Raw genomic sequence first — 13,591 nt, 5'->3', positions numbered from 1 at the left:
CTGGGAGGATAGGAAGCCGCTGATTATACGTAGGGGTATAGCTCAACTGGTAGAGTAGTGGTCTCCAAAACCATTGGTTGAGGGTTCGATTCCTTCTGCCCCTGCCAAAACACAGAGGGAGAGGAATCTGCAGGAGACCGATATCCCTCTACATGACTCGGTAGCTCAGCTGGATAGAGTGACTGACTACGAATCAGTAGGTCTAGGGTTCGAATCCCTACCGGGTCACCACAGGCAGCTCATACATTTTGTGTGAGCTGCTTTTATATTGTATGATCCTGATTCTTTTTGGTTAGCCAGGTGAATAGATATGAAGTATGGATATGCTTGCGTAGATCCTTCTTTTTTTATGGATTTTCAACAGAATATGCCTTAGCAGAAGGAACTATTGCGGGCCGGCGTTAAGATGGAACACTTGATTATCGAGGATATGAATCCCCGTCATCCGGGCCATCCTGCCAGAAGGCTGCTGTTACGCCGTTTAAAAGCTGGTGATGAACTGGTCTGTTACTCTCAGCGTGATCTTGGTGAAACGGCTGAAGAACGTTGGAACTGCCTGAATTGCCTGTCTGGCCGCCATGTGGCAATCCGCATGCTGCATATGACCTATGAACCTGATAAGGCAGCTGCAACTATCACGTTTTCTTCTCTGCGTGACGCTGTACGGGAAGGATGCTTTGCTTTGTGTTCGCGTCATGAATTATCACCTGAAACGAAAAAATTATAATGTTATATAATAAAAGGATGTAACGAAGTGTCTTTGTCATTTCGTTACATCCTTTTTTGCTACGGCTTAATTTTCCGATTTCCTTCGCGGGAGAGATTGACTTCTTTCAGAGGGATGATATGCGTATGGTTCTTTGCTTTATGCCATAAGAATACGGCCAAAAACACAGGTATACCTATGTAGGCGACACTGGCACCATACCAGTCAATTTCCGTGCCGGTAAAGGCAGAATAATTCTGACCTGCCGTGACGATGATACACATTAGTAAGGCCAGAAGGGGGCCGAAGGGGAACCACTTTGCGCGGTATGGAAGGTCTTTCAGATCCTTACCTTGTGCGACATAGGCACGACGGAAACGGTAATGGCAGATGGCAATACCTATCCAGGTGATGAAGCCGGCCATACCGCTGATGTTTACCAGCCAGTCATAGGCTTTGCCTTCCCCTATGAGTGAGGTCAGGAAGGCCGCCAGTCCGAAGACGACGGTGGCAAAGAGAGCATTCGTAGGTACACCTCGTTTATTCAGCTTCAGGAAGCATCTCGGTGCCTGACCTGTTTCAGCCATGGCATACAACATACGGGTCGAGACGTACAGACCGGAGTTGCCGGCTGATAACACGGCAGTCAGTATGACCGCGTTCATGACGGACGCAGCCGCTGCCAGCCCGAATCGTTCAAATACCAGCGTGAACGGACTTACGGAAATATTCTCAATTTCTGTATTGAGTAAATTGGGATCGGTGTATGGGATCAGGAAGCCGATGACAATAAACGCACCTAAGTAAAAGAGAAGGATGCGCCAGAAAATTGATTTGACAGCGCGGGGAACATTTTTTTCCGGATCTTCGCTTTCACCGGCAGCGATGCCTATCATTTCTGTTCCCTGGAATGAAAATCCGGCTACCATGAAAATCCCCAACATAGCCGTGAAACCACCGACAAAAGGTGCATCACCGATGGTCCAGTTTGTAAATCCCGGTGATGGTTCCGGTCCCAGTCCCAGAATGAGAAGGGTACCGGCAAAGAGAAATACGAGTACCGTGAGTACTTTTATACCGGCGAAAATGAATTCACTTTCACCATATGAGCGGGTTGAGAGGTAATTCAATGTGAATAATACGATAAGAAAAATCCCGCTCCAGATGGCTGCTGGTATATCAGGAAACCAGTATTTCATGATCAGCGCTCCGGCAACTAATTCAGCTGCTACGGTAATTGCCCAGTTGAACCAGTAATTCCATCCCAGGGCAAATCCCAGGGATTTGTCTACATAGCGGTTTGCATAGGTTTCAAAAGAGCCGCTGACAGGCAGATATGCTGCCATTTCTCCCAGGCTCGTCATGAGAAAGTAGACCATGATACCAATCAGGGAATAGGCGACAAGTGCACCGCCTGGTCCGGCTGTACTGACCGTTTCTCCACCGGCTACGAACAGTCCTGTGCCGATGGCACCGCCAATGGCAATCATGTTCATATGACGTGCTTTCAGACTTCGTCGCAGGCCTTCTTCGTGCTGTTCTTCTTGCATGAAATCACTACCTTTATATGTAATTGTATAAGAACACCCCAATACTTTTTATTATACAGAAGTTTATATAGGATAGCAATGGGATTATTCTTGTTATAGTATACATTTTAACGTATACTATAACATCTGTCTAATATATAGATAAGATACCTGTTCGTTGCATGTAGGCTGCTTTTACAGGTTTTACAGAGGATTTGCTGTTCATGCTGATTTAACGTATAATATGTATCATGGTATGTATTATGAATTTAGTATAGAAGGTGAATGAATATGTCTTTTATAGCATATATTATCTTTGCTGTCCTCGTCGGGATATGGGCAGGCCGCAGGGGACGAAATGGTATTATCTGGACGCTGGCTGCTCTTTTGGTCAGCCCCGTGCTGGCTGCTATCGTACTGGCTGTCATGAAAGATTTATCTATTGAACAGGAACTCGAGCGGAGCCGGAGGGAAAATGGCATGCTGAAAGAACGGGTAGCAGTCTCTGAAGCGGATATGCATTCGCGGATGGATCATATAGAAAATCGCATGGATCATCTCGAAGGCAATGAACCGGGAAAAATCCGACAGGAAAACAAGCGGGAAATAGAAGGCAGTCCGTCGCCCCGTTTTTGTAAGCACTGTGGAAACAAGGTGCCGGACGACAGCGTTTTTTGTCCCAAATGTGGGTCACGGTTATGATGCAGGAGGCGTGGCAGGAAGATGATAAAAAAAATCCGTCATTATTATGGTTCTTCCTATATTACACTGGCTGGTGAAATAAGTCTGGCTCCTGAATCAAGAGGCAAGCTGTTTACATTGACACCAGATCTGAAACAGACGATAAACCAGATGATCTCTGTATTACAGGAGGATTACCCTTTTATCCGGTATGACATACAAGAAGGTATTATGGAGACAACTATCAGCTTGTTTGCCTATCAGAGTGCCTGTTCAGATTCTCTATTCCTGGACCACTTGAAACAGTGGCTGATTCAGTTGACGCGCGTCTTATATGCTCATCATTGTATTGTTACGATACACTGTAATGGGACTATTATACAAGACGGAATCGCCAGAGAGTTCTGCCTGCTGAATAAAGGAGAAGAAATCCAGTACAAGATTACGGCCGAAAAAGCGGTTACGTTTGTGCAGCATGTCATGTTTTCTCCATGGTGGCGGGGAAGCCTGACTATTATTTTACTGATTGTGCTGATCTGGTTAGTATGGGAACAACTGACTCCCCAGCCGGCAGGACAACTTTTTTAGGAGTGATACGAAATGGAACTGGAAACATGCCGGCATGAAATCGACCGGCTGGATCAGGAATTGACGAAGCTGTTGGAAGCAAGGATGAAAATTGTCGCACAGGTAGCTACCTATAAGAAAGAACATCATCTGGAAATATACGATCCCCGGCGTGAACGGGCAGTCCTGGATAAAATTGCCGGACTGGCAGCAGATAAAGAGCTTGCGCCCTATTTACAGACGATTTACCGTTGTATTATGGATGAAAGTAAGAACTATGAACGAAAACGCATGGAATGACGCTATGATAAAAGAAAACAATACATTACAAGGTGTCGTGGAACGCATTTTGTTTGAAGCACCCGATTCGGATTATCTCGTATTCCGCCTGCGCCGCGAAGATGATGATTCTGTCGTCACTGTGACGGGAAATGGCAGTAAACCTCTGGTAGGTGACCGGCTGGAGGTCCAGGGGCGATGGACAGAGCACCGACGGTATGGCAGACAGTATCAGGCCGGTTGCTGGAAACGCCTGGTTCCCGATACGGAAGAGGGGATGGAGCGGTTCCTGGCATCAGGGGCTGTCAAGGGGATAGGCCCGTCTCTGGCACATCGCATCGTGGAAGCTTTTGGCAGCGGGGCTATGGAGGTATTGGAGAAAGAACCGCAGCGTCTCCTGGAAATAGAGGGCATTGGCAGAAAGAAACTAGCAGATATAACGGATTCGTTCCGTAAAGAGAAAGAAGTAAATGACATTGCTCTTTGCCTGGAAACACACGGTATTTCCGGCCGGTTTGCCTCACGTCTGGTACAGAAATATGGCAGTGATACTCAATATGTACTGGAGCATGAACCGTACCGGATGATTCTGGAAATCGAAGGGATCGGGTTTAAAACGGCAGATCAGATGGCCCTTGCCTTCGGACTGGATCCGTCTTCCGAGGAACGGCTGGTAGCAGGTATGACCTATGTGCTTTCTGAAATGACGGGAAATGGGCACGTTTGTATACCCGATACGGAGTTGATCCGCCGGACGGCCTCTGTCCTGCGGGCGGATTCTTTGCAATTACGGAATATCCTGGAAGAAGCCCTTGACATCGGCCAATTGATATCGGCTGATTATGGTGGTGGAACCTATATTTATATGCCGGAAATGCATGACGAAGAATGCGACATAGCCAGACGGATTCAATATATGTCTGAAATGAAGCCTTTGCCTGTTCATACGCCGGTTCAACTATTTTTAGACCGCTGGCAGGATATCTGCCATTTTGAACTGGCAGAAAAACAGAGAGAAGCCGTCGAAGCGTCGTTGCAGTCGGGATTATTGGTCATCACTGGGGGACCGGGAACCGGGAAGACGACGGTTGTGCAGACTATTATCAGTCTGGCTGAACAGGAACAATTGCGTATCATTTTATGCGCGCCGACGGGCCGAGCTGCCAAACGCCTTTCTGAAACGACGGAGCGAAAGGCACTGACGATTCACCGCCTGCTGGTCCCTATGGGGTTCCATGGCCGTATGCAGATATTTGAATATAATGAAACGAATCTTCTCAAAGCAGATCTGGTCATCGTCGATGAAGTATCGATGCTGGATATGAGCCTCATGTATCACCTTTTCCAGGCACTTCCACCGTCTTGCCGCGTCATTCTGGTCGGCGATGCCGATCAGCTTCCTTCTGTGGGGGCTGGATCTGTCCTGCACGATATTATCCGTTCCGGATGCGTATCCGTTATCCGTCTGGACACGATTTTCCGTCAGCGGGAAGGCGGCCGCATCGTAACCAATGCCCATCTGATTAATTACGGCCGGATGCCTGTTGTCAATGAAGACGAGGAATTTCGCTTTATTACGATTGACAGCGAAAGTCAGGGAGCAGAAATCATCAGCCAGTTATATGAATCGGAAACGTCTGAGACGGGAGATAAGTTTGCCGTGCAAGTGTTATCTCCTATGTACCGGCAGGATTGCGGCGTCGATCATCTGAATGCCCTCATACAGGAAAAGACGAATCCTCCGTCACAGGGAAAGACGGAATTAAAGAATGGACATACCTTATACCGCACAGGCGACAAAGTCATGCAGAAGCAAAATGATTATGAAAAGGGCGTATTCAATGGTGACATAGGCGAAGTATTTGCTGTAACGGACAAGATCGTATATGTTCGTTATCCAGAACACGATGTCAAATATGAAGGGCCGGAACTGGATGAAATAACGCTGGCCTATGCCATTACGGTCCATAAAAGCCAGGGAAGCGAGTATCAAGTCGTCATTATGGCATTAGTCAATAGTCATGCCATAATGCTTCAGCGGAACCTCCTGTATACGGCAGTAACCAGGGCTAAACGTAAGGTAATCCTGGTTGGGACGAAACGGGCGTTAGAAAGAGCTGTAGAGAACGTGCGGACCAGTCAGCGCCATACACTGCTGGCAGAGCGGATACGCCGGGAAGAAATTACATGACGAACTGGTTGCATACCTTTCTCTATCCGCCCCGTTGTCCTGGATGCGGCCGGCCTGTGAAACGCCATGGAACCTGGTGTTCTCTCTGTTTTCAATCGGTATGGCATCCCCGAATCATTGATGGCAGCCGCCGTAATCATCTTGACGGATGTTATGCTCTGACCGATTACAGGGGCTGTATACGGCGTGTTTTGCAGCAGATCAAGTATGAGCGGAAATTCCAATATGAGGCGGCATGCTTGTATTTGTTATCCCGGTTTCCCTGGATGAGAGACATCCAGCTGGATATAGCTGTTCCCGTTCCGCTGTCGCTGATCAGACTCCAAAAGCGGGGGTATAATCAGAGCGAGTTTATTTTTCGTTCCTGGGCGGAGACATTCACCGTCTGGTCGGACGCTTTGCAGCGGCGGAGGGCTACTCAATCCCAGTGGACTCTGTCACGTCCGGAAAGAGCGAAAAATGTAGCCGACGGATTTTCTGTCAAATACGGTGTGAGAATACAAGGGAAATCGATTCTTCTGGTCGACGACATTTATACGACTGGTGCTACCATGGAATCCTGTGCCCATGCGCTAAAGAAAAAAGGCGCTGCCAGAGTGACCGGTCTTGTCATCGCCAGCGGTGCCAGATGAGGATGATATACGAATAAAACGGACAGGTAACGATATGTGTTTCGTCACCTGTCCGTTTTGATAGAGCATTATCATTTCAATATGTTTTTAGCCTAGCGTTTCAATAAAAGCTTTGACGATTTCCGGATCGAAAAGAAGTCCGGAAGCGCTGAACAGTTCCCGCACGGCCTGCGTTTTGGTTTTAGCCCAGAATTCGGTGCTGGGATTAATAATCGTATCGTAATAGTCAGCTACGGCTATAATGCGGGCACCAAGGGGAATATTGGCCCCCCGCAGGTGTTTGGGAAATCCGGAACCGTCCCATCGTTCATGATGATATACAATATACGGGATGATGTCCTGGCAGCAGGGGATGTTTTCTATCATGTTGCCGCCTGCTGCGGCATGGCGTTTATACATCGCTTTTTCGCTGCGGTTCAGATAGGGGATTTTAGCCAGCAGGGTATTTGATACAAACAATAGTCCCACATCATGAAGCAAAGCAGCATGTTTTATCTGCTCAGTTTCACTCTTTGGCAGAGCTAATTTGGCCGCTACACTGACGCTGTAATTGGCAACTTGCAGAGAATGCATGTACAGCCTATGGCTTTTTAGTTGTATAAACTGCAACAAATCAGCGGTAATGGCGTCTAGAGATTCTCTTTCTTCAGACCCGATGCCGGCTGATTGGTTAAGTGACATCATAAACATAGAGACAAACCCTTCCGTAAAACTTATTTCTTTCTATTCTGATAGCTGCGTATACGCCGGGAACGTTTAGGATGGCGGAGAATAGAAAACATCTTGGCGCTGGTACGCTTGATGCGTGCGCCTGTATTTTTCATTCTTCGTACCGTTGTAATCTTGCTTTTGCGTTTCGGACGCATGTCCCGGATAGAACCAAAATCACCACGGCGGATACTTGTCGCTTTGATGCGGTCTGATTTTAAGATAATTTTCAGGGCACTCATGATTTTACTTGCCTGAAGATCCGTATTAAAGCTATAGATATCGACTGCGGCATAAGAAAGATCAGGATAGGTATGTATGCAAAGATGTGCATTGCCGGAAACGGCAATGCAGGTCAGTTCATTATCGAGATGATAGAAACTCGCCCCATCTAACGTGGCACCTACGAGCTCGAAAGCGCGTTCAACTAAAGGCTGTAAATCTTCAGGATCTGTAAATACAGCCTTACAATTATAAAAGTCAATCAGTAAATGTTTTCCTAATGTATTGTTCATAGAATCCACCCATCGTTTAGTTACAGTTCATTATATAATTTTTTATCTTCCTTGTAAACGTGATTTCTGAATCCGTAAGCTATTTGTAAAACTATACTCATTTTATATGCTGAAATCGGAAAAAGGATTTGACAATACCATTATTGACGTTCTTGACGAAAAAAGGCTGCCGCACGTCAGAGCGTGTGGCAGTCTTTTACAATCAGTTTCCTAATTTCCATGTATTTTCTAAAACACGGAAGTGGAGGTCATGCCATTTTTTATTCAGGTCTTCCATTGATTCATACGTCGAATAGAGAAGATTATTATGTTTCTGGCTGGCTTGTTCCAATTGGGTGAGCCGGGTCTGCTGTGTATGCACTTCTTCTTTCAGAAGAGCTACTTCATACTGTAAAGCCGCGATCCAGAAAAACTGGATTACCACTAATATCACAGCGGCTGTCAGAGACAGAACCAGACATTTTTCCAGTCCGGACAAAGCCTGGTAACGCGTTTTCAATATACGCTTTTGCCGGTCATATTCTTCTTCCGGACGGACATCCTTATGGTCAGTATCTGACTGTGATAGCGATATGATGCGGCGTTTTAGCGAACTGGGCAGACTCAAAATGGCACACCTTCCTGCTTAGTATGGTTATATTCATCAGATATTCGATATGGTACGTGTCTTATTGCGGACAAAATCGAGCCACAGCTGGGCGGCATGAGACAGGTAGTGGCCGCGTTTCCAGATGACATAGAGAACGTGCATGATTTCTGGTTCAACGAGAGGACGTACGACGACCTGCTCTGCTACGCGGGGATTCGATTCTTTATTCGGGCAGATTCGGCTGGGCAGGAGTGCCACACCCAGGTTGGCGACGACCGTCTGGATCATCAGGTCGCGCTGGCTGGTTTCGAAAACGATTTTTGGCTGAAAGCCGATTTTTTTGCAGTCCTGGATGATTTCATCATGGAGATTGAAATCGTCACGGTACAGTACGAGCGATTCATTGGCCAGCTTCTTCAAGGGAATTGTTTTTTCTTTGGAGAGGATATTGTCTCTGTGGATGATTACGTTCATCGGATCCTGGGTCAGGAAGAAAGATTCGAAATCTTTTTCTTTCGGCTGGGTACAGATAATACCCAGGTCAATTAATCCTTCCTGGACACTGATTTCTACTTTCTTGGAGCCGTGTTCATATAAATCCAGTTCAATCTGGGGGTATTCCTGTTTGAACGCACCGAGAAGATTGGCGAAAATCGGGGCGCCCGTAATAGGAGGCAGGCCGATAAGGACAGTACCTTGTTCCAGTTTGAACTCATTTTCAAAATCGGTCTTCAAATGTTCAAACATGAAGACGACCCGCTTGGCATGGGAAAGGAATATGGTACCCGCATCGGTCAGTTCAACGGCTTTTGCGTTACGCATAAAGAGTACGACGCCTAATTCTTCTTCCAGTGCCTTGATTGTGCGGCTGATAGCCGACTGGGAGATGTGCAGTGTGCGTGCAGCTTTGCTGAAAGATTTTTTGTCAGCTACTTCGACAAAATATTTGAGATGATGAAAGTCCATAGTCTTACCTCCTGTTAATGAACACTGAAAGAGTATATGTTTACATATAGGAACATGAGAATATTAAAAATAGCATACGTTTTAGTATTGAATTGTAAAGGTCAAAAGCCTATAATTACGTTGTAAGGAAAAGTTACAAGTACGTTCGGCATACAATGACTAAAGAGAAAAGGTCACCAATCAAATTGCTTTGCATATGTGTAATACTACATTTATAGTATTACACAATTGGAATAATAGCAATACTTTTTGAAGAATCTTTATAACTTTTTTATATGATTTGTTTATTTTTGTGCCATAAATACGCCAATGTATACAGAATACATTGCAAAAGAAGCATAGACAAATCAAAATGGTTCTTCTTCCTTTTCGCTACGACATGTATGTTATTTATGGGTCGTACTAAACTTTGCTTGTCAATGTAAGGTACACATGCTGCTGCTATAATTAATGTATCTTATATTGGTTTATACATCTATATTTTTATTAAGGAGCGTGTATTATCTATGAGTAAGTTCAAAACCATGGATGGCAATGAAGCTGCTGCATGGGTCTCCTATGCATTTACTGAAGTTGCCGCAATTTATCCTATCACGCCGTCTTCGCCTATGGCTGAACACGTCGATGATTGGTCCGCTGCCGGTCAGAAGAACCTTTTCGGTAACACCGTAAAAGTTATTGAAATGGAATCTGAAGCTGGTGCGGCTGGTGCGTTCCACGGTTCTTTACAGGCTGGCGCTTTGACAACGACGTATACGGCTTCCCAGGGCTTTTTGCTCATGATCCCGAATATGTACAAAGTTGCCGGTGAATTACTCCCTGGTGTATTCCACGTAGCTGCCCGTGCTCTGGCTAACCATGCACTGAGCATTTTCGGCGATCACCAGGACGTTATGTCTGCCCGTGCTACTGGCTGCTGTCTCTTGGCTGAATCCAATGTCCAGGAAGTCATGGATCTTGGCGGCGTCGCTCACCTGGCAGCTCTGAAAGGCTCGCTTCCGTTCATCAATTTCTTTGATGGTTTCCGTACATCTCATGAAATTCAGAAAGTTGAAGTTATGGATTATGATAACTTCAAAAAACTGATTGACTGGGATGCTGTCAAAGCTTTCCGCAAACGTGCCCTGAATCCGGATAAACCGGAAATCCGCGGCACTGCAGAAAACCCGGATGTATACTTCCAGCACACTGAAGCCAGCAACCGCTTCTACGATGCTATGCCGGATATCGTTGCTGACTACATGGCTAAGATTTCCGAAATCACTGGCCGTACGTACAAACCGTTTAACTACTACGGCGCAGAAGATGCAGAATCGATTATCGTTTCCATGGGTTCTCTCTCTGACGTAGTTAAACAGGCTGTTGATTATCTGAACAGCAAAGGCGAAAAAGTTGGCGCTATCAATGTCCATCTGTATCGTCCGTTCTCTGCTAAATATCTGTCTGCTGTACTGCCGAAGACCGTTAAAAAGATTGCTGTCATCGACCGTACAAAAGAACCGGGCTCCCTTGGCGAACCGCTGTATCTGGATATTGTTGACTTTGTTAAAGAACAGGGCCTCGATATCGATGTCATCGGCGGCCGTGCCGGTCTTGGCTCCAAAGACGTTGTTCCGGAAGATATCCTCCCCGTATTCGAAGAAGTCAAGAAAGAACATCCGCTCAATGGCTTCACAATCGGTATCGTTGATGATGTAACCAACCTTTCCCTGCCGCGTGCTCCGAAGATGCCGCTCAACACGGAAGGCCTTACATCCTGCAAATTCTGGGGCTTCGGTTCCGACGGTACTGTTGGCGCTAACAAATCCGCTATCAAAATCATCGGTGACCACACCGACATGTATGCTCAGGCATACTTTGCTTATGACTCCAAGAAATCCGGCGGCGTAACGATTTCTCACCTCCGCTTTGGTAAGAACCCGATCGATATGCCGTATCTGATCGATGCTGCTGATTACATTGCATGTCATCGTCAGTCCTATGTTAAACGGTTCGACATCCTCCGCGGCATTAAAGACGGCGGTACGTTCATGCTGAACTGCACATGGACAGATGAAGAACTGGATAAAGAACTGCCGGCTAAGATTAAACGTGCTATCGCTAAGAATCACGTTAAATTCTACACCCTGAACGGCGATGCTATTGGCCAGAAACTGGGCCTCGGCACACGTATCAACATGGTCATGCAGGCTGCATTCTTTGCTCTTGCCAAGATTATTCCTGTTGAAGATGCCGTTAAATATCTGAAAGATTCCATCATCAAGAACTATGGCAAGAAAGGCCAGAAAGTCGTTGACATGAACAATGGCGCCGTTGATGCTGGTATTAAAGAATTCCACGAAGTAAATTATCCGGCTTCCTGGGCTGATGCTGAAGACGAAGTTGTCGAAGGCCGTCCGGTTCCGGAATACTTCGAAAAAGTTGCTGCTCCGATGCTCGGCCAGGTTGGCGACGACCTGAAAGTATCCGATTTTGTCGGCCGTGAAGATGGCACGATGCCTTCCGGTACTGCAAAATTCGAAAAAGCCGGCCCGGCTCTGCACGTTCCTGCCTGGGATGCAGAAAAATGCGTTGGTTGTATGCAGTGCTCCTTTGTCTGCCCGCATGCTACGATCCGTCCGGTACTGACCACTGCTGAAGAACTGGCAGCTGCTCCGGAAGGCTTCAAAGCTGCTGCTAAGGCAAAGAGCGGTAAAGAATACAATGTTACGATTGTTGTAGACCAGCTCGACTGCCTCGAATGCGGTTCCTGCGTCAACGTCTGCCCGGCCAAAGCTCTGACCATGGTTCCGAACGACGACAAAGAACGCGCTAAGATGGATTTCTGGTACTATGCACAGGATAAGGTAGCTCCGAAAGCTAACCCGCAGAACAAGAAGACGGTTATCGGCAGCCAGTTCGAACAGCCGTTGCTCGAATTCTCCGGTGCCTGCGCAGGCTGCGGCGAAACACCGTATGTCAAACTGCTCACACAGCTCTTTGGCGATCGCATGATGATTGCTAATGCTACAGGCTGCTCCTCTATCTGGGGTGCATCTGCTCCTGTTTCCCCGTACACTACAAACGCCAAAGGTCATGGTCCTTCCTGGGCTAACAGCCTCTTCGAAGATGCTGCTGAATTTGGTCTCGGCATGTTCATGGGCGTAGATAAAGTACGTAAAGACCTGGCTGATGAAGTAGAAGCTGCCAAAGCTGTTGCTTCTGACGAACTCCAGGCTGCTCTCAGCGACTGGGTTGCTAATATGTATGAAGGCGAAGGTTCCCGTGAACGCGCTGATAAAGTAGTTGCTCTCCTTGAAAAAGAAGCAGCTGGCAAACCGGTCCTGGAAGATATCCTCGAAAAGAAACAGTACCTCGTTAAACGTTCCCACTGGATCATCGGTGGTGATGGCTGGTCCTATGATATCGGTTACGGCGGTGTTGACCACGTACTCGCACAGGATCAGGATGTAAACGTTCTCGTACTCGATACGGAAGTTTACTCCAACACAGGCGGCCAGTCCTCCAAGGCGACCAACACCGCAGCGATCGCGAAGTTCGCGGCAGGCGGCAAGGACACCAAGAAGAAGGACCTCGGCATGATGGCTATGAGCTACGGCTACGTCTACGTCGCACAGGTTGCGATGGGCGCAGATCCGGCACAGACCCTGAAGGCGATCCGCGAAGCGGAAGCTTACAACGGTCCGTCCATCGTCATCTGCTACTGCCCCTGCATCGAGCAGGGTCCGAAGGTCGGCATGGGTCTGTCTCAGCTCGAAGAGAAGAAGGCAGTCGAGTGCGGCTACTGGCATCTGTACAGATACAACCCGGATCTCAAGAAGGAAGGCAAGAACCCCTTCACGCTCGACAGCAAGGAGCCCACTGGCGACTTCCACGCGTTCCTCATGGGCGAAAACCGTTTCGCTTCCCTGGCTCTGTCCTTCCCCGAAAAGGCAGAAGAACTCTACGCCAAGGCAGCCAACGATGCCAAAGAGCGTCTTGAGAGCTACAAGACCCTGGCAAACAGATAAACCAAAGAACGTACAGATTTCAGAAGGTGCCCCGCGCGCCTTCTGAAATCATGTTTACTAAGGAGGAATCACACTATGGCACTTATGACTGCAGAACAGTACATCGAATCCCTGCGCAAACTGGGCACCAGAGTTTACATGTTCGGTGAGATAATCGACAACTGGGTCGACCATCCGATCATCCGCCCCTCCATCAACTGCCTGGCGATGACCTATGA

General features: G+C 47.3%; 13 protein-coding genes and 2 tRNA genes. 10 read left to right on the top strand and 5 right to left on the bottom strand.

The features are described 5' to 3' along the window. The first annotated feature begins 31 nt into the window (after window positions 1-31). The 3 genes from B4H10_RS01935 to B4H10_RS01925 all read left to right on the top strand — a co-directional run bounded on the left by B4H10_RS01935 (window position 32) and on the right by B4H10_RS01925 (window position 727). A tRNA-Trp gene (locus tag B4H10_RS01935) sits at window positions 32-107 on the top strand. 47 nt (window positions 108-154) lie between these two features. Continuing rightward, a tRNA-Arg gene (locus B4H10_RS01930) sits at window positions 155-231 on the top strand. Window positions 232-406: 175 nt separating this feature from the next. Then, window positions 407-727 carry a hypothetical protein gene (locus tag B4H10_RS01925; protein ID WP_292018064.1) on the top strand — a complete coding sequence of 107 codons (321 nt, stop codon included), beginning with the start codon at window positions 407-409 and terminating at the stop codon, window positions 725-727. A gap of 59 nt (window positions 728-786) precedes the next feature. On the opposite strand, the gene B4H10_RS01920 is transcribed toward B4H10_RS01925, so the two are convergent. Beyond that, entirely contained in the window at window positions 787-2,256 is a 1,470-nt protein-coding gene (locus tag B4H10_RS01920) for an amino acid permease (protein WP_170087474.1), read from the bottom strand. A 270-nt stretch (window positions 2,257-2,526) separates the two neighbouring features. Between B4H10_RS01920 and B4H10_RS01915 the strand changes: the two genes are divergently transcribed. The 5 genes from B4H10_RS01915 to B4H10_RS01895 are packed head-to-tail and all read left to right on the top strand — an operon-like array spanning window position 2,527 to window position 6,585. After that, window positions 2,527-2,937, top strand: coding sequence for a zinc ribbon domain-containing protein (locus B4H10_RS01915; RefSeq protein ID WP_292018063.1), 411 nt, complete (start codon window positions 2,527-2,529; stop codon window positions 2,935-2,937). A gap of 21 nt (window positions 2,938-2,958) precedes the next feature. Continuing rightward, complete coding sequence (locus B4H10_RS01910; RefSeq protein WP_059076869.1) at window positions 2,959-3,504, top strand: hypothetical protein; 546 nt, start codon at window positions 2,959-2,961, stop codon at window positions 3,502-3,504. A gap of 12 nt (window positions 3,505-3,516) precedes the next feature. Beyond that, a complete protein-coding gene (locus B4H10_RS01905) occupies window positions 3,517-3,783 on the top strand; it encodes a chorismate mutase (protein ID WP_292018062.1) in 267 nt (88 codons plus the stop codon). After that, window positions 3,761-5,953 carry an ATP-dependent RecD-like DNA helicase gene (locus B4H10_RS01900; RefSeq protein ID WP_236699677.1) on the top strand — a complete coding sequence of 731 codons (2,193 nt, stop codon included), beginning with the start codon at window positions 3,761-3,763 and terminating at the stop codon, window positions 5,951-5,953. Before B4H10_RS01905 ends, B4H10_RS01900 begins: the two co-directional genes overlap by 23 nt. Next, entirely contained in the window at window positions 5,950-6,585 is a 636-nt protein-coding gene (locus tag B4H10_RS01895; protein ID WP_150824644.1) for a ComF family protein, read from the top strand. Before B4H10_RS01900 ends, B4H10_RS01895 begins: the two co-directional genes overlap by 4 nt. A gap of 87 nt (window positions 6,586-6,672) precedes the next feature. Here the strand turns inward: B4H10_RS01895 and B4H10_RS01890 are convergent, their stop codons facing one another. The 4 genes from B4H10_RS01890 to B4H10_RS01875 form a co-directional block, all read right to left on the bottom strand. Further along, window positions 6,673-7,275, bottom strand: coding sequence for an HD-GYP domain-containing protein (locus B4H10_RS01890; RefSeq protein WP_292018061.1), 603 nt, complete (start codon window positions 7,273-7,275; stop codon window positions 6,673-6,675). Window positions 7,276-7,298: 23 nt separating this feature from the next. Beyond that, entirely contained in the window at window positions 7,299-7,808 is a 510-nt protein-coding gene (locus tag B4H10_RS01885) for an S-adenosylmethionine decarboxylase family protein (protein ID WP_059076874.1), read from the bottom strand. Window positions 7,809-8,010: 202 nt separating this feature from the next. Continuing rightward, window positions 8,011-8,415, bottom strand: coding sequence for a hypothetical protein (locus B4H10_RS01880; protein WP_059076875.1), 405 nt, complete (start codon window positions 8,413-8,415; stop codon window positions 8,011-8,013). Between the two features lie 36 nt (window positions 8,416-8,451). Beyond that, a complete protein-coding gene (locus tag B4H10_RS01875; protein ID WP_059076876.1) occupies window positions 8,452-9,363 on the bottom strand; it encodes a LysR family transcriptional regulator in 912 nt (303 codons plus the stop codon). Window positions 9,364-9,869: 506 nt separating this feature from the next. Here B4H10_RS01875 and nifJ point away from each other — a divergent pair. Together nifJ and B4H10_RS01865 are read left to right on the top strand one after the other, a co-directional pair. Further along, window positions 9,870-13,373 carry a pyruvate:ferredoxin (flavodoxin) oxidoreductase gene (nifJ, locus tag B4H10_RS01870; protein ID WP_292018060.1) on the top strand — a complete coding sequence of 1,168 codons (3,504 nt, stop codon included), beginning with the start codon at window positions 9,870-9,872 and terminating at the stop codon, window positions 13,371-13,373. Window positions 13,374-13,448: 75 nt separating this feature from the next. After that, window positions 13,449-13,591, top strand: a 143-nt coding sequence (locus B4H10_RS01865; RefSeq protein ID WP_292018065.1) for a 4-hydroxyphenylacetate 3-hydroxylase N-terminal domain-containing protein, incomplete at its 3' end; no start/stop codon positions are given.

The sequence above is a fragment of the Megasphaera sp. UBA4382 genome (genome assembly GCF_002391155.1).
Taxonomy (GTDB): domain Bacteria; phylum Bacillota; class Negativicutes; order Veillonellales; family Megasphaeraceae; genus Megasphaera; species Megasphaera hexanoica.
The sequence above is the reverse complement of the archived record's forward strand: the minus strand, read 5'-3'. Positions and strand labels throughout refer to the sequence as shown.

Excerpts from the sequence above, each read along its gene's own strand:
- B4H10_RS01925 (WP_292018064.1), top strand. The coding sequence starts at position 407 with ATGGAACACTTGATTATCGAGGATATGAATCCCCGTCATCCGGGCCAT.
- B4H10_RS01920 (WP_170087474.1), bottom strand. The coding sequence starts at position 2,256 with ATGCAAGAAGAACAGCACGAAGAAGGCCTGCGACGAAGTCTGAAAGCA.
- B4H10_RS01915 (WP_292018063.1), top strand. The coding sequence starts at position 2,527 with ATGTCTTTTATAGCATATATTATCTTTGCTGTCCTCGTCGGGATATGG.
- B4H10_RS01910 (WP_059076869.1), top strand. The coding sequence starts at position 2,959 with ATGATAAAAAAAATCCGTCATTATTATGGTTCTTCCTATATTACACTG.
- B4H10_RS01905 (WP_292018062.1), top strand. The coding sequence starts at position 3,517 with ATGGAACTGGAAACATGCCGGCATGAAATCGACCGGCTGGATCAGGAA.
- B4H10_RS01900 (WP_236699677.1), top strand. The coding sequence starts at position 3,761 with ATGAACGAAAACGCATGGAATGACGCTATGATAAAAGAAAACAATACA.
- B4H10_RS01895 (WP_150824644.1), top strand. The coding sequence starts at position 5,950 with ATGACGAACTGGTTGCATACCTTTCTCTATCCGCCCCGTTGTCCTGGA.
- B4H10_RS01890 (WP_292018061.1), bottom strand. The coding sequence starts at position 7,275 with ATGTTTATGATGTCACTTAACCAATCAGCCGGCATCGGGTCTGAAGAA.
- B4H10_RS01885 (WP_059076874.1), bottom strand. The coding sequence starts at position 7,808 with ATGAACAATACATTAGGAAAACATTTACTGATTGACTTTTATAATTGT.
- B4H10_RS01875 (WP_059076876.1), bottom strand. The coding sequence starts at position 9,363 with ATGGACTTTCATCATCTCAAATATTTTGTCGAAGTAGCTGACAAAAAA.
- nifJ (WP_292018060.1), top strand. The coding sequence starts at position 9,870 with ATGAGTAAGTTCAAAACCATGGATGGCAATGAAGCTGCTGCATGGGTC.